This window comes from Micromonospora sp. URMC 103, assembly GCF_051386435.1.
Taxonomy (GTDB): Bacteria; Actinomycetota; Actinomycetes; order Mycobacteriales; family Micromonosporaceae; genus Micromonospora.
In genome coordinates, this window is record NZ_JBPQTR010000005.1 from 757,881 (window position 1) to 773,066 (window position 15,186).

Below are 15,186 nucleotides of genomic sequence, written 5' to 3' on the forward strand. Positions count from 1 at the left end.
AGGAAGGAGACCAGGGATGAGCCAGCAGACCGTCGTGCCCGCGGTGCACCGGCTCGCCCAGGCCCGGGCGGAGGAGAACTTCCCGGTCGCGCTGCGGGCGCTGCCCGAGCGGTACCGCCGCCACCTCCTGGCCGTCTACGCGTACGCCCGCCACGTCGACGACCTCGGCGACGAGCCGCAGGCCCCGGCCGTCGACCGGGTCGCCGAACTGGACCGGATCGAGGCGGAGCTGCACGTCCTGCGCACCGGCCGGCCGGTGCGCCACCCCGTCGTGCGCGCCCTCGCGCCCACGGTGGCCGAGTGCGGGCTGCCCGTCGACGCGCTGATCCGCCTCGTCGAGGCCAACCGGGTCGACCAGCGGATCACCCGGTACGAGACCTTCGCGCAGCTCGTCGACTACTGCGCCCTGTCCGCGAACCCCGTCGGCGAGCTGGTGCTGCACGTGTTCGGGCAGGTCGGGCCCGCGCGACGGCAGCTGTCCGACCGGATCTGCACCGCGTTGCAGCTCGTCGAACACCTTCAGGACGTGGCCGAGGACCACCGGCGCGGCCGGATCTACCTGCCGGCCGAGGACATGGACCGGTTCGGGGTCACGGAAAAGGACCTGTCCCGGCCCTCGGCGACCCGGCCGCTGCGCGAACTGGTCGCCTTCGAGGCCGAACGCGCCCGGGCCTGGCTCGACGCCGGCGCCCCGCTCGTGTCGGCGCTGCATGGCTGGGCGCGGCTCGCGGTCGGCGGATACCTGGCCGGCGGCCGGGCCACCCTCGACGCGCTCGCGGAGGCCGGCCACGACCCGCTGCGCGTCGCCGTACGGCCCCGCCGCGAGCGGGTGCTGCGCCGGTTCCTGGGCGCGACCGTCCGGAGCGCCGGATGACCACGACCGCGGGCGTCCAGGCCGCCTACCGCCGCTGCGAGGACATCACCCGCAGCCAGGCCGCCAACTTCGCGTACGGCATCCGGCTGCTGCCGCCGGCCAAGCGTCGCGCGCTGTCGGCCATCTACGCGACCGCCCGGCGCATCGACGACATCGGCGACGGCGACCTGCCGCCGGACGAGAAGCTCTACCGGCTCGCCGAGACCCGGGCCGCGCTGCACCGCCTGCCCGCCGACGACGGCGGCGACGAGGTGCTCAGCGCCCTCGGGCACGCGGCGGCCCGCATGCCCATTCCCCTCGCGGCCTTCGACGAGCTGATCGACGGGTGCGCCGCCGACGTCACGGGCCGCCGGTACGACACCTTCGACGACCTCGTCTGGTACTGCCGCTGCGTGGCCGGGTCCATCGGCCGGCTCTCCCTCGGCGTGTTCGGCACGACCGCGCCGGGGCCGGCCGCCCCGCTGGCCGACGCGTTGGGCGTGGCGCTGCAACTGACCAACATCCTGCGGGACCTCGTGGAGGACCGGGCCGACGGGCGGATCTACCTGCCGGCGGAGGACCTCGATCGGTTCGGGTGCGCGTTGGAGCCGGGCGGCGCCGGGTTCACCGACGCGCCGGAGCGGCTGGCCGCGCTGGTCCGCTTCGAGGCCGCCCGGGCGGCCCGCTGGTACGACACCGGACTGCGGTTGCTGCCGCTGCTGGACCGGCGCAGCGCGGCCTGCACCGCCGCCATGGCGGGCATCTACCGGCGGCTGCTCGCCCGCATCGCGGCCGACCCCCTCGCTGTCACCCGCAGCCGGGTCTCCCTGCCCGGGCGCGAGAAGGCCTGGGTCGCGGCACGCGCGCTCGTCGGGCGTTCCGCATGACCGGCCCGGCCCGGACGTCGCCCGGCGGCGGCGGGGTGTGCGTCGTCGGGGGCGGGCTCGCGGGGATCGCGGCCGCCATCCGGCTCGCCGACCTCGGCCTGCCGGTGACGTTGCTGGAGAGCCGCCCCGAACTCGGCGGGGCCACCTACTCGTTCCGCCGCGACGGCCGCACCGTGGACACCGGCCAGCACGTCTTCCTGCGCTGCTACCACGCGTACCGGGGGCTGCTGGAGCGGCTCGGCACCACGGCCGGGACGGAACTGCAACCGCGCTTCGCGGTGCCGGTGCTGCTGCCGGGACGTGCTCCGCACGTGTTGACCCGCCGCGGGCTGCCCGCCCCGGCGCACCTGCTGCCCGCGCTGGCCGGCTACCGGCTGCTCGGCCCGGCCGAGCGGCTCGCCGCCGCGCGGGCGTGCGCCGCGCTGCGCCACGTCGACCCGGACGCCCCCGGCACCGACCGGCTCGGTTTCGGGGAGTGGCTCGCCGCGCACGGCCAGAGCCCGCGCGCCGTGCGCCGGCTCTGGGACCTCGTCACCGTGGCCGCCCTCAACGTGTCGAGCGCGCAGGCGTCCCTGGCGTTGGCCGCCCGCGTGTTCCGCACCGGGTTGCTGGAGACCGCGGACGGCGGCGACATCGGCCGACCCCTGGTGCCGCTGACCGAGCTGCACGGGGTCGCCGCCCGGCGGGTCCTCGACCGGCTCGGCGCCCGGGTGCGCCTGCGCTCCCGGGTGCGGTGGATCCACCCGGAACCGACCGGCTTCCGGATCGGCGTGGACGGCGCGGAACTGGCCGCGGACGGCGTGGTGCTTGCCGTGCCGCACCAGGCCGCGGCCGCGCTCGTGCCGCCGGCGGCCGCGCCCGGGGCGGCCGGGTGGGCCCGCCTCGGCGCGTCGCCCATCGTCAACGTGCACCTGCGGTACGCGCGCCGGGTCGCCCCGCTCACCATGGCCGCCGCCGTCGAGTCCCCGGCACAGTGGATCTTCGACCGGTCCGGGCCGGACGCCGGGGACGAGCAGCACCTCGTGGTCTCCCTCTCCGCCGCCGACGCCGAGATCGACCGCCCGGCCGCCGACCTGGTGGCGACCCAGCGCCGCGCGCTCGGCGAGCTGTTCCCCGCCGCGCGGCGCACCCCGGTACGCGACGCGTTCGTCACCCGGGAGCCGCGGGCCACCTTCCGGCAGGGGCCCGGCACCCGCGCGTACCGGCCGGCGTCCGCCACCCGGCTGCCCGGGCTGGTGCTCGCCGGCGCTTGGACCGACACCGGATGGCCGGACACGATGGAGGGCGCGGTGCGCAGCGGCCACGAGGCCGCCGACATCCTCGCCCGCCGTCTCGTGTCCCGGCCCCGACACCACACGGAGGCCGCACGATGACCGTTGTACGCAGCCGCAGCACGGACCAGATCCAGACGTACGTCGAGCCGGCCATCCGGGCCCTGCTGGACCGCCTGGACGCCGGCAACCGGCTGGTGGCCGGCTACCAGCTCGGCTACTGGGACGCCGACGGGTCACCGGCCGCCTCCCAGGGCAAGGGGCTGCGTCCGGCGCTGGCACTGCTGTCGGCGCGGGCCGCGGGCGCCGCCCCGGAGGCGGGCGCGCCGGCGGCGGCGGCCGTCGAGCTGGCGCACAACTTCTCGCTGCTGCACGACGACGTGATGGACGGCGACACCGAACGCCGCCACCGGCCGACCGCGTGGACCGTGTTCGGCGTCGGCCCCGCGATCCTCGCCGGTGACGCGCTCATCGGGCTGGCGTACGAGGCGCTGGTCGAGGTGCCCGGCGGCGAGCCGGCCGCGCGCCGGCTCGCCCGGGACGTGCGGGCCCTGATCGCCGGCCAGATGGCGGACCTGGACTTCGAGCGGCGCGACGACGTGACGCTCGACGAGTGCCTCGCGATGGCCGGCAACAAGACGGCCGCCCTGCTGGCCGGGTCGTGCGCGCTCGGCGCGCTGCTCTGCGGGGGGCCGGCCACGCTCGTCGACGGGCTGTCCCGCTTCGGGTTCCACCTGGGGCTGGCCTTCCAGCTCGTCGACGACGTGCTCGGCATCTGGGGCGATCCCCGGCGCACCGGCAAGCCGGTCGGGTCGGACCTGCGCGCCCGCAAGCGCAGCATCCCCGTCGTACGGGCCCTCACCGGCGGCGATCCCGCGGGCGTGGCGCTCGCCGAGCTGTACCGCGCGCCCGCGCCGCTCACCGACGAGGACGTGGCCCGGGCCAGCGAACTGGTCGAGGCGACCGGCGCCCGCGAGTGGACGCAGCAGCGGGCGTGGCGGGAGACCGAGCAGGCCCGCGCCGAGCTCGACGCGCTGGACCTGCCGGAGGACGTACGCGGCGAACTCGCCGACGTGGCCGACTTCATCACGGGACGGGACCACTGATGACCGAGCTGCTCACCCCGAAGACCGCCACCGCCGGGGCGGACCGGCCCACCGGCGCCGACCCGCTCGACGACGCCCGCGAGGCGCTGCGCCGCGCCCGCGAGCACCTGCTCGGGTTGCAGGACGAGGCCGGCTGGTGGAAGGGCGACCTCGCCACCAACGTCACGATGGACGCCGAGGACCTGATGCTGCGGCAGTTCCTCGGCATCCGGACCGCCGAGCAGACCGCGGAGTCGGCCCGCTGGATCCGCTCCCAGCAGCTCCCGGACGGCTCCTGGGCGACCTTCCACGGCGGGCCGGGCGACCTGTCCACCACCATCGAGGCGTACGTGGCCCTCCGGCTGGCCGGCGACACGGTGGAGGCGCCGCACATGGCGGCCGCCGCCGCGTACGTCCGGGCGCACGGCGGCCTCGCGGCGAGCCGCGTGTTCACCCGCTTCTGGCTGGCCCTGTTCGGTCACTGGCCGTGGTCCCGGCTGCCCGCCGTCCCGCCGGAGCTGGTGCTCCTGCCGTCGTGGGTGCCGTTCAACGTCTACGACTTCGCCTGCTGGGCGCGGCAGACCATCGTCCCGCTCTCGATCGTCCGCGCGCTGCGCCCCGTGCGTTCGCTGGGCTTCGGCGTCGACGAGCTGCGCACGGCCACGACGCCACCGCGCCCGCCCCGGCTGACCACCCGGCCCGGGCTGCTGTACCGGCTGGACCGCCTCGCCGGCGGGTACGAGCGGGTCGCCCGGGGCCCGGTGCGGCGGCACGCCCTGCGCCGCGCCGCCGAGTGGATCGTGGCCCGGCAGGAGGCCGACGGCTCGTGGGGCGGCATCCAGCCGCCCTGGGTGTACTCGCTGATGGCGCTGCACCTGCTCGGCTACCCGCTGGACCACCCGGTGCTGCGCGCCGGGCTGGCCGGCCTGGACCGCTTCACCGTGCGCACGGAGACCCCGGAGGGACCGGTGCGTTGGCTGGAGGCGTGCCAGTCGCCGGTCTGGGACACCGCGCTCGCCGTGACGGCGCTCTCCGACGCCGGGCTGCCGGCCGAGCATCCCGCTCTCGACCGGGCCGGCCGGTGGCTGCGGGACGAGGAGATCCGGGTCCGCGGCGACTGGGCCGTACGCCGCCCCCGGACGCCGGTGGGCGGCTGGGCCTTCGAGTTCGACAACGACGGGTACGCCGACACCGACGACACCGCCGAGGTCATCATGGCCCTGCGGCGGACCGGCGTGCCGGCGGAGGCTCCCATCCTGCGCGCCACCCGTTGGCTGCTCGGCATGCAGTGCCGCGACGGCGGCTGGGCCGCGTTCGACGCCGACAACACCCGGGCCATCCTCGGCGACCTGCCGTTCTGCGACTTCGGCGAGGTCATCGACCCGCCCAGCGCGGACGTGACGGCGCACGTCGTGGAGGCGCTCGCGGCCGAGAACTTCGCGGGCACCATGCCGGTGCGTCGCGGGGTGCACTGGCTGCTGCGCCACCAGGAGCCCGACGGGTCCTGGTTCGGCCGGTGGGGCGCCAACCACGTGTACGGCACCGGTGCCGTGGTGCCCGCGTTGGTGGCGGCCGGCGTGCCGCGCACCCACCCGGCCATCGGCCGGGCCGTGAACTGGCTGCGGGCGCACCAGAACGCCGACGGCGGCTGGGGCGAGGACCTGCGCTCCTACCGGGACCGGTCCTGGATCGGGCGAGGAGATTCCACCGCGTCGCAGACCGCCTGGGCGCTGCTCGCGCTGCACGCGGCCGGTCACGGCACCGGCGAGGCCGCCCTGCGGGCGGTGCGCTGGCTGGTCGACCGCCAGCGCCCCGACGGCGGCTGGGACGAGCCGCAGTACACCGGCACCGGCTTTCCCGGCGACTTCTACATCAACTACGGGCTGTACCGGCTGGTCTTCCCCATCAGCGCGCTCGGCCGGATCCTGGACACCCGGACCGGCGGCTCCGAGACCACGGTGACGCGGTGACCCGGCCCGGTCCCACCGAGGCTCCCGCGTGGACGCTGTACGCGCCCATGCGGCCCGAGGTGTCGGCGTTGCGGCGCGGGCTGGGCGGCCCCGACCCGCACGGGCGGCTCACCCTCTGCCGAACCGGCATCGGTCCGCGCCGGGCCCGTTCGGTGGCGGCCCGCCGTCCGGCCGGGCAGGCCCCGGTCGCGGTGGCCGGCATCGGCGGGGCGCTCGCACCCGGTCTGGCCACCGGCGACGTGGTGGTGGCCGACGTGGTGCGGGCCGACCCGCTGGCGCCCGACGCGCCGGCGGGCGAGGTGCGGTTGCCGGGAGCCGACCTGCTCGCCGCCGCGCTGCGCCGCCGCGGGCTGCGGGTGCACGTGGGACCGGTGGTCAGCACCCACCGGCTCGTCGACGGCGCCGACCGGGAGCGGTTGGCCGTGTCCGGCGCGTTGGTGGCCGACCTGGAGTCCGCCTGGCTGCTGGCCGGCTGCGCCGACCGGCCGGCCGTGTGCGTCCGGGTGGTCGCCGACACCGCGGGCGGGTCGCTCTACTCCCCGGCGACCCTGGGACGGGTACGCGCCGCGCTGCGGGTCCTTCCGGTGGTGGCGGCCGCGCTCACCGAGTGGGCCGCGGCGGCCGGCAGCGTGCGCCGGCTGCTGCTGGCCTCGCCCCGGTCGTTCTGCGCCGGGGTGGAGCGGGCGATAGCCGCCGTGGAGCAGGCGCTCGACCGGCACGGCCCGCCCGTCTACGTCCGCAAGCAGATCGTGCACAACGCCCGGGTGGTGGCCGACCTGCGCGCCCGGGGCGCGATCTTCGTGGAGGAGCTGGACGAGGTGCCCGACGGGGCGCTCACGGTGTTCTCCGCGCACGGCGTGGCGCCCGCCGTGCGGCAGGAGGCCGCCGACCGGCGGCTGCCGGTCATCGACGCCACGTGCCCGCTCGTCACGAAGGTGCACGCCGAGGCCCGCCGGTTCGCCGGCCGGGGCGACACGGTGCTGCTCATCGGGCACGCCGGCCACGAGGAGACCGACGGCACCCTGGGGGAGGCGCCCGACCGGATCCGGCTGGTGCCCGACCCGGCCGCGGCCGAGTCGGTGCAGGTCGACGACCCGCAACGGGTGTCCTACCTGGTGCAGACCACGCTCGCGGTGGACGAGGCGGCGGGGATCCTCGACACGCTGCGCCGCCGCTTCCCGGCACTCGCCGGCCCCGGCTCCGACGACATCTGCTACGCCACGACCAACCGGCAACGGGCCATCACGGCCGTCGCCGCCCGGGCCGACCTCGTCCTCGTGATCGGCTCGACGAACTCCTCGAACTCCCGGCGACTCGTCGAGGTCGCCGAGCGCGCCGGCGCGCCGGCACACCTGATCGACGACGTGAGCGGCATCGACCTGCGGTGGCTCGCCGCCGCCGGGACGGTGGGCGTCACCGCGGGCGCCTCGGCGCCGCCGGGGCTCGTCGACGAGGTGGTCGCCGCGCTCACCGCGCTCGGGGCGGAGGAGGTGAGCGAGCACACCGCTGCCGTGGAGGACGTGGTTTTCACCCTGCCGAAGGAGGTACGCCAGCCGTGAGTATGCCCTTGCGTCAAAGCCTGCGTATCGCGAGATACCTGGCCGGACAGAAGATTCGCCGGCAGAAGCGGTTCCCGCTGCTGCTGGAGCTGGAGCCGCTGTTCGCCTGCAACCTGAAGTGCGCGGGGTGCGGCAAGATCCAACAGCCGGCGAGCCTGCTCAAGCGCCGGATGCCGGTGGAGCAGGCGGTCGCCGCCGTGGAGGAGTGCGGCGCGCCCATGGTCTCCATCGCCGGTGGGGAGCCGCTCATGCACCCCGAGATCGACAAGATGGTCGCCGAACTGGTGCGGCGCAAGAAGTTCGTCTTCCTCTGCACCAACGCCGTCCTGCTGCCTAAGAAGATCGAGAAGTTCCGCCCGTCGCCGTACTTCGCGTTCACCGTCCACATCGACGGCCTGCGGGAGCGGCACGACGCGGCCGTGTGCAAGGACGGCGTGTTCGACGCCGCCGTGGAGGCCGTACGTGACGCGAAGCGGCGGGGGTTTCGCGTCACCACCAACACAACGTTCTTCAACACCGACACGCCGCAGACCGTCATCGAGGTGCTCGACTACCTCAACGACGACCTGAAGGTCGACGAGATGATGCTCTCCCCGGCGTACGCGTACGAGAAGGCGCCGGACCAGGAGCACTTCCTGGGCGTCACGGAGACGCGGGAGCTGTTCCGCAAGGCCTTCTCCGGCGGCCGCCGCGCCCGCTGGCGGCTGAACCACTCGCCGCTGTTCCTCGACTTCCTCGAGGGCAAGGTCGACTTCCCGTGCACGGCGTGGGCCATCCCGTCGTACTCCCTTCTCGGCTGGCAGCGCCCCTGCTACCTCATGGGCGACGGCTACGCGTCGAGCTACCGCGACCTGCTGGAGTCGACCGACTGGGACAGCTACGGGCGGGGCCGGGACCCGCGCTGCGCGAACTGCATGGCGCACTGCGGGTACGAGCCGACGGCGGTGATGGCCACCATGTCCTCGCTGCGCGAGTCGCTGCGCGCCATGCGGGCCACCACCTGAGCCGGCTCAGCCGAACCGGGACGCGAGGCGGCGGTACACGGCCGGCAGCACGCCGCGTACGGCCACCGGCAGGCGCAGCCAGCGGGGCACGTACACCTCGGCCAGGTCCCCGGCCACGGCGTCGGCGATCGCGTCGGCGACCCGGTCCGGGGGCAGCGGGCGGGGGCGTCGCCGCCGGTACGGCTGCCCCCGGCGGGCGAAGAACGGCGTGTCCACCACGCCGGGCACCACGGTGCTCACCGCCACCCGCCGGCCGGCCAGCTCCAGCCGCAGGCTCTGCGCGAACGCGTCCAGACCCGCCTTGCTGGCCGCGTAGACGGCCTCGCCGTTGACGCCCAACCGGCCGGCGATCGAGGTCACGAAGACCAGGTGGCCGCCCCGGTGGCACATGCCCGGCAGCAGCGCGCGGGTCAGTTCGATCGGGGCGCGCAGGTTTACGGCGAGCAGGTCGTCGGCGAGCGCGTCGGCCATCCCGCCGAACGGGCCGGCCCACCCGACGCCCGCGTTGTTCACGAGCACGTCGACGCGCGTGTAGCGGGCCAGCGTCCGCTCCGCCAGCTCCCGCCCCGCGTGGGGGCGGCTGAGGTCGGTCGGCAGCGTGGCGGCGCCGGTCTCGGCCGCGAGCCGGGCCAGCCGGGACTCGTCCCGGCCGCTCGCCACGACCTGGCTCCCGGCCCGGGCGAGCCGCCGGACGACCGCCGCTCCGATGCCCGACGACGCACCGGTGACCAGCACCACGGCGCCGGTCAGGCGCATCGCGGAACTCCGGGCGGAGCCGCGCCCGGCATCCGCCGCCCCGACGGGTCGCCCGCCGCCGTGCCGGGCTCGGCGGGCGGGCCCACGTCGCGCCGGACCGGTCCGCCCGTCCCGTTTCCGGCCGAGCCGCCCGTGCCGCCGGCCGGGGAGCGGGCGCCGGTCGCGGCCCCGTCGTCGCGTCCGGCGCCGGCCTCGGCGAGCAGGTCCGCGAGGCCGGCCCGCAGGGCGGCCACGACGCCCTCGCCGACGTCGGCGAGGGCCTCGTTGAGGATCACGCCGACGTCGAAGGTCGAGTTGCAGCGGAGCACGCAGATGCCGAGGTGGACCCCCTCGGCCAGGGCCACGACCGGCGTGGCGGCCCGGACGGGCGCGCCCGCGAGCAGCCGCGGGTGGAAGTGCGCCGGGACGTAGGAGACCACCACGTTGAGCCGGCGGCTGGTGTAGACGCGCCGGGCCAGCGCACCGTGCAGCGGCGCGGGAAGGGTGCCCATCGCCCGCATCACGAGCCCGGCCGCCTCGGCCTCCCCGCTGCCCAGGGCGGCGCGCAGCGCCTGGCGTACACCGGCGATCCGGTCCCGCGCGGGGGCCGGCGCGAGCGGGAGGTCGAGGGTGACGGCGCCGGTCCAGTTGCCGTGGGTGGGCGCACGCCGCCGGGCGTCCCGGGAGACGGGGAACATGGCCCGCAGCCGCGGGGGCGCGGGGGCCGGGTGCGCCGCGCCGAGGGCCGCCGCGGTGAGGGCGAGCATGAGCTCGCTCGGGTGCGCCCGGCAGGCGCGCGCCGCCCGGAGCACGTCGGCGGCCGGCAGGGTGGCCGTGAGCAGGCGCCGCCGCGGCGAGTCGAGTCGCCGGTTGAGCGGCGTACGGGGAGCGGGGCCCTGGGCGGCCAGCCGGGCCAGGCCGCGGACGGTCCTTCCGACCTGGCGGGCCGCCTCGCGGGCGTGTCCGACGCCGGTCCGGTCGCCGGCCGGCGGCGCGACGGCGGCCGGTCGGCCCCGGCCCGGGGGGCCGGTCCGGGCCGGAGCCTCGTCGGCCCGGTCGAGCAGCCGTTGCAGCACGGCGATCACCGAGAGCCCGTCGCCGAGGCTGTGGTGCAGCTTGACGGCGAGCCGGGTACGCCCGTCCGGCAGCCCGCCCACGAGCAGCATCCGCCAGGGCGGCCGGTCGGTGCGCAGCGGCTCGGACCAGAACCGGTCCACCAGCGCGCCGCCGTCGTCACCGGCGGAGGCCCGGACCTCGTCGACGTGGGCCGCGGGGTCCACCGACGGGTCGACCACCCAGCCGGGGCGGCGCCAGCGGCCCCGATCCACCAGGCGGCGGCGCAGCGTGGTGATGGCCGGCAGCCGCCGGGCCAGCAGGGCGATCACGTCGGCTCCGGTCACCGGCCGCCCGTCGGGGCGCGGACCCAGCTCCATGACGGTGCCGACCTGCTGCGCCTCGGTGGGCGTCTCGACGTGCAGGAAGAACGCGTCCTGCGCGCGCAGCGGCCAGCTCGCCGGCCGCGCCCGCCGGCGGCCCGGGCCCCGCGCGCCGGCCGCCGTAGGGCGGGACTCCGCCACCGCCGGAAGCCCGAGGTCGGGCAGCCGCGCGTCGGACGGGACCTCGACGGTGTGGGCCGGCCGGTCGAGCCGGGTGCGGACGCCGGCCACGAGCGTCTCCGGGCTGTGCGCCGTCTCGGCGAGCCCGGCGGCGGCCATGAGGGCGGCGTTGGCCGCGCCGTGCGCGGCGATCGGCCGGTACATGACGATCGGCGTGCCGGTGGCGAGCGCCTCGAGCGCGGTGGCCCCGCCCGCGTTGGTCACCAGCAGCCGGGCGGCCTGCAGCAGGGTCGGCATGTCGTCGACCCAGCCCCGCACGAGCAGCCGTCCGGGCGGGACGTCGAGGCTCGCGAGCCGCGCGGCGAGGGGTTCGTTGCGCCCGCACACGGCCACCACCTGGATCCCCTCGCCGATGTCGACCAGCGCGCGGATCGCCTCCTCCACGGCCCCGAAGCCGTACGACCCGCAGGCCACCACCACCGCCGCCCGCGCCGGGTCGAGGTCGCAGCGGCGCGTGGCGTCGGCCCGGTCGCCGGGGCGGAAGGTGTCGACGACCGGCGGCGCGCAGACCCCCAGTGGCGCGCCGGGCGCCGCGACCGCGGCCACCGGCAGCGCGGCCGGGTGGACCACCACGTTGAGGTCCAGTTCCGGGTACACCCAGAACGGGTGGGGCGCGAAGTCGGACACCCAGGCGCCGACGGGAACGCCGAGGCCGCGGTGCCGGCGCAGCCAGGCGAGACCGGCGCTGCCGAGCGGGTAGGTCGAGACGATCACGTCGGGGTCGAACGCCTCGACCACCGGGGCGAGCCGCCGCCCGGCCCAGGAGCCGGTGAACCACTTGGCGGTGCCGGCGAACCACCGGTGGCGCCAGAGCGCGGCCCAGAAGAACTCGTACAACCACGGGGTCAGGGCGACGTTGGTGACGTACGTGCGACGGAAACCGGGCCCGACGCCCGGCCCCATGACCTCGAGGGTGTCCACCCAGCCCACCCGGCTGCCCGGCCAGAGGGCGTGGACGCGCTCCTCCAGCGCCCGGCCCGTGGCGTCGTGCCCGCCGCCGATGTCGGCGGAGACGACCAGCACGCGTCGGGCGACCGGTTCGGCCGGCGTCGGCCCGGCCGCGTCGTGGGGAGCCGTCACAGGTCACCCGCCCGGTTCGTGCGATACCTGGCCGCAGACGGGTATGCGCAGGTGCCTTCGCCGGCCGCGTCCGGCGCCGTCGACTTCGGGATCGTGACATGGCTGTGGGCTTCGTGCTGGCGATCATCGCCGCGCTGTGCAGCGCCACCGCTGCGATCGTGCAGTCGATCGGGGCACGCCGGTTGGCCGCCACACCGCACGTGGACCCGCGGCTGCTGTTGCGGCTGGTCCGCAACGGCCCGTACGTCGTGGGCCTGGTGCTGGACGCGGCGTCCTCCCTGCTGACGTTCACCGCGCTGCGGACCCTGCCGATCTTCGCGGTGCAGGCGGTCGGCGCCGCGAACCTCGGCATGGTGGCGCTCATCGCCATGTGCGTCCTGCACGTGCGGCTGAGCGCGCGGGACTGGGCCGCCATCGGCGGGGTGATCACCGGTCTGGTGCTGCTGGTGCTCTCCGCGATGGCGACGCCCCCCGAGCGGGTGCCCACGAGCGCCGGCTGGTGGCTGCTCGTGGCGGTCGTCGTGGTGGCCGTCGGGGCCTACTTCGGCAGTCCGAGGATGTGCGGCCCCGCCGTGCCCGGTCTGCTGGCCGGCCTGTCGTTCGGCTCGGCGGCGCTGGGCGCCCGACTGCTCGGCCGCGCGGACACCGTGGGCGCCCTGGTCAGCAGCCCGGCCACGTACGCGGTGGTGCTCGCCGGCCTGACCGGCGTGCTGCTCTACGCGGCCGCGCTCCAGCGGGGCTCGGTGACCGTCGCCTCCGCCTCGTCCATCGTGGGGCAGACCCTGGCGCCCGCGGCGGCCGGCTGGCTGCTGCTCGGCGACCGCGTGCGCCCCGGCTTCCTGCCCGTGGCGATCCTGGGGTTCGCGCTGGCCGTGAGCGGCGCCGTAGCCCTCGCCCGGCACGCGCATCCGCAGCATCCGAGCCCGGGGCCGGACGACTGCGAGGGGCAGCAACGTGGGGGCGATGGGTGACATGTCAGTGCTCCCAGGCGGCTCGCGGCTCGGAGGTGCGCGACGGCACCTCCTCGGAACAATCATCAGCTTAATCACCATTTGCGTATTCTTGCGGTGATTGACCGCACTGCGTCCGGCCGGTGGGCGGCCGGCGCCCGCGTTTATCCCGGGCTATGTCGGGAAGGCGCGGCGAGCCACCGCAGGTGCCTCGCGAGGCCCGCCGGACGCGGGTCGCCCGTGGCGGGCGCCTGGTGTCGGAGCCGGTGGCGGCAACGCGGACGACCACGGTGAGGAGTCCCTGTGACCGGGCCGGTTGGCGTGCGGTGAACGCGACGGGAGAGCTGGTTGCCGGCATACCGATCGCCCTGGCTGCCGCCGCGGCGTTCGGGGCGTCCGGCGTGCTCCAGTTCCGCGCCGGCCGGCAGGTGCCCGAGGAACCGGCCGGGCGGCCCACCCTCCTGGCCCACCTGGTGCACGTACGCGCCTGGCGCTGGTCGGTGGTGCTCGCTGCCGCCGCGTTCGCCTTCCAGGTCGCGGCGCTCAGCCTGATCCCGCTCATCCTGGTGCAGCCGCTGCTGGTGACCGGGCTCGTCTGGTACGTCCTGCTCTTCGCGGCGTTCGCGCACGACCGCCCCGACCGCACCATCCTGCTCGAGTCGACCCTCTGCCTGTTCGGGCTCGCGGCGTTCCTGGTGATCGCCGAGCCGGGACGGGGCCAGGGGCGGGGCCTCGAGTCGTTCTGGTCGGCGCTGCTGCTCGGCGTGGCCGTGGTGGCCTCGGTGGGTCTCTGCCTGCTCGCCGCGGTGAAGCTCGACCGGCGCTGGCGCCCCATGCCGCTGGCCCTCGCCGCGGGCGTCTGTTACGGCGTCACCGCGGGGCTCATCAGCAGCCTGGCGTTCCACCTCACGGAGAGCCCGTTGCAGGTGTTCACCCAGTGGCAGGCGTACGCCATCCTCGTGCTCGGCCCGTTCGGCGTGCTGCTGAGCCAGAACGCGTACCAGGCCGGCCCGCTGGGCGCCCCCGCCCTCGCCGCGATCACGGTCACCGACCCGCTGGTGGCGATCGTGGTGGGCCTCGTCTGGCTGGACGAGTCGATCCGGGGTGATCCCGCGGCCGCCTTCGGCGAGGCGCTCGCGCTCGTGGTGGTGATCCTGGCGGTCGTGATGCTGGCCCGCCGCGCTCCCCACGTCAAGGGCGGCTAGCGCATCACCGTTCCGCAGTCCTTGATCGACTACAGTCCGCCGATGTGGCGGTATCCAGCACCGGGGGATGCCGCCACATCGCCGGAACGGAGTGGATCGCGGGCCCACCCGGGTTGGGGGGCCCGCGACCGGTGGACGAGCCGGGGTCAGGACACCAGGGTGACCCGGCCGTTGTCGAGGTCGTAGCGGGCGCCGACCACCGCGAGCGCGCCCTCGTGCACCTTCGCGGCGACGATCGGGCTGCGCTCGAGCAACGACCGGACCTGCGCCCGCACGTTCGCCCGGACCCCGTTCTCGACGGCGTCGCCCGGCTCGTCGAGCACCGGCTCGACCACCGGGCGGAGGCTGTCGACGATCGTGCCGATGTGGCCGGGCGCCGTGCCCCCGGAGTGGATCGCCTCGATGGTCGCGGTGACCGCCCCGCACCGCTCGTGGCCCAGGACGACGATCAGGGGACTGCCGAACTCCTCGACCGCGAACTCGACGCTGCCCAGCAGCAGGTCGTCGACGATGTTCCCGGCGACCCGGTTGTCGAACAGGTCGCCCAGCCCCTGGTCGAACAGCAGCTCGGGGGCGACGCGCGAGTCGGCGCAGCCGATGGTGACGGCGAACGGGTGCTGGCCGGCGGCCAGCTCGTGCAGGTCGTCGAGGCTCTGGTGGGGGTGCCGACTGTGGCCGGTCACGAACCGGTGGTTGCCCCGCAACAGGCGGCGCAGCGCCTCGGCCGGGGTGGGCGGGTCGCCCTCGCGCGAGGACTCGGCGGGCGCGGCGACGGCCGGCCGGGCGGCCGCGCCCGCTCCGACGGCGACGACGGCGGCGCCGCCGGTGGCCAGCAGCGACCGGCGGGTCAGGGACGGACGGGTCATGATGATCTCCCATGGTGAGGTTCGCCTATTTCCTACCACCGTGGCGTCCACTGTGGTCTACGGTGTGATCCGCGGCGCTGTCGTGGTTCCGACCCGCGGGGCGGG

General features: G+C 76.1%; 12 protein-coding genes and 1 pseudogene. 10 read left to right on the forward strand and 3 right to left on the reverse strand.

Annotated features, from left to right (window positions below; translation table 11 throughout):
• Positions 1-16 precede the first annotated feature (16 nt).
• The 8 genes and pseudogenes from hpnC (at position 17) to hpnH (ending at position 8,629) form a co-directional block, all read left to right on the forward strand.
• Complete coding sequence (hpnC, locus tag ACSNOA_RS16490) at positions 17-874, forward strand: squalene synthase HpnC (protein WP_436659322.1); 858 nt, start codon at positions 17-19, stop codon at positions 872-874.
• Positions 871-1,740: a presqualene diphosphate synthase HpnD gene (gene hpnD, locus ACSNOA_RS16495; protein WP_436659324.1), complete on the forward strand. Its 870-nt coding sequence runs from the start codon at positions 871-873 to the stop codon at positions 1,738-1,740. The genes hpnC and hpnD overlap by 4 nt, the downstream gene beginning before the upstream one ends.
• Positions 1,737-3,113 carry a hydroxysqualene dehydroxylase HpnE gene (hpnE, locus tag ACSNOA_RS16500; protein ID WP_436659326.1) on the forward strand — a complete coding sequence of 459 codons (1,377 nt, stop codon included), beginning with the start codon at positions 1,737-1,739 and terminating at the stop codon, positions 3,111-3,113. The genes hpnD and hpnE overlap by 4 nt, the downstream gene beginning before the upstream one ends.
• Positions 3,110-4,117: a polyprenyl synthetase family protein gene (locus tag ACSNOA_RS16505; RefSeq protein WP_436659328.1), complete on the forward strand. Its 1,008-nt coding sequence runs from the start codon at positions 3,110-3,112 to the stop codon at positions 4,115-4,117. Before hpnE ends, ACSNOA_RS16505 begins: the two co-directional genes overlap by 4 nt.
• Entirely contained in the window at positions 4,117-6,066 is a 1,950-nt protein-coding gene (gene shc / locus ACSNOA_RS16510) for a squalene--hopene cyclase (RefSeq protein WP_436659330.1), read from the forward strand. Before ACSNOA_RS16505 ends, shc begins: the two co-directional genes overlap by 1 nt.
• Before the next feature lie 47 nt (positions 6,067-6,113).
• Positions 6,114-6,554 (forward strand): annotated as a pseudogene (locus ACSNOA_RS16515) (phosphorylase family protein); the annotation flags it as partial.
• A gap of 99 nt (positions 6,555-6,653) precedes the next feature.
• The gene (gene ispH / locus ACSNOA_RS16520; RefSeq protein ID WP_436662321.1) at positions 6,654-7,625 is read left to right on the forward strand and encodes a 4-hydroxy-3-methylbut-2-enyl diphosphate reductase; all 972 of its coding nucleotides are present in this window, start codon (positions 6,654-6,656) and stop codon (positions 7,623-7,625) included.
• A gap of 2 nt (positions 7,626-7,627) precedes the next feature.
• On the forward strand, positions 7,628-8,629 hold the full coding sequence (hpnH, locus tag ACSNOA_RS16525) for an adenosyl-hopene transferase HpnH (RefSeq protein ID WP_436662323.1): 1,002 nt from the start codon (positions 7,628-7,630) through the stop codon (positions 8,627-8,629).
• Between the two features lie 6 nt (positions 8,630-8,635).
• On the opposite strand, the gene ACSNOA_RS16530 is transcribed toward hpnH, so the two are convergent.
• Positions 8,636-9,385, reverse strand: coding sequence for an SDR family NAD(P)-dependent oxidoreductase (locus ACSNOA_RS16530; RefSeq protein WP_436659331.1), 750 nt, complete (start codon positions 9,383-9,385; stop codon positions 8,636-8,638).
• Positions 9,376-12,060 carry a wax ester/triacylglycerol synthase domain-containing protein gene (locus ACSNOA_RS16535; protein ID WP_436659333.1) on the reverse strand — a complete coding sequence of 895 codons (2,685 nt, stop codon included), beginning with the start codon at positions 12,058-12,060 and terminating at the stop codon, positions 9,376-9,378. Before ACSNOA_RS16535 ends, ACSNOA_RS16530 begins: the two co-directional genes overlap by 10 nt.
• 98 nt (positions 12,061-12,158) lie before the next feature.
• Between ACSNOA_RS16535 and ACSNOA_RS16540 the strand changes: the two genes are divergently transcribed.
• Both ACSNOA_RS16540 and ACSNOA_RS16545 read left to right on the forward strand, forming a co-directional pair.
• Positions 12,159-13,031, forward strand: coding sequence for a hypothetical protein (locus ACSNOA_RS16540; RefSeq protein ID WP_436659335.1), 873 nt, complete (start codon positions 12,159-12,161; stop codon positions 13,029-13,031).
• A gap of 305 nt (positions 13,032-13,336) precedes the next feature.
• Positions 13,337-14,215 (forward strand): DMT family transporter, encoded by an 879-nt coding sequence (locus ACSNOA_RS16545; protein ID WP_436659337.1) that lies wholly within the window; start codon positions 13,337-13,339, stop codon positions 14,213-14,215.
• A gap of 146 nt (positions 14,216-14,361) precedes the next feature.
• Here ACSNOA_RS16545 and ACSNOA_RS16550 read toward each other — a convergent pair whose 3' ends face one another.
• Positions 14,362-15,081 carry a carbonic anhydrase gene (locus tag ACSNOA_RS16550; protein ID WP_436659338.1) on the reverse strand — a complete coding sequence of 240 codons (720 nt, stop codon included), beginning with the start codon at positions 15,079-15,081 and terminating at the stop codon, positions 14,362-14,364.
• Positions 15,082-15,186: the final 105 nt, after the last annotated feature.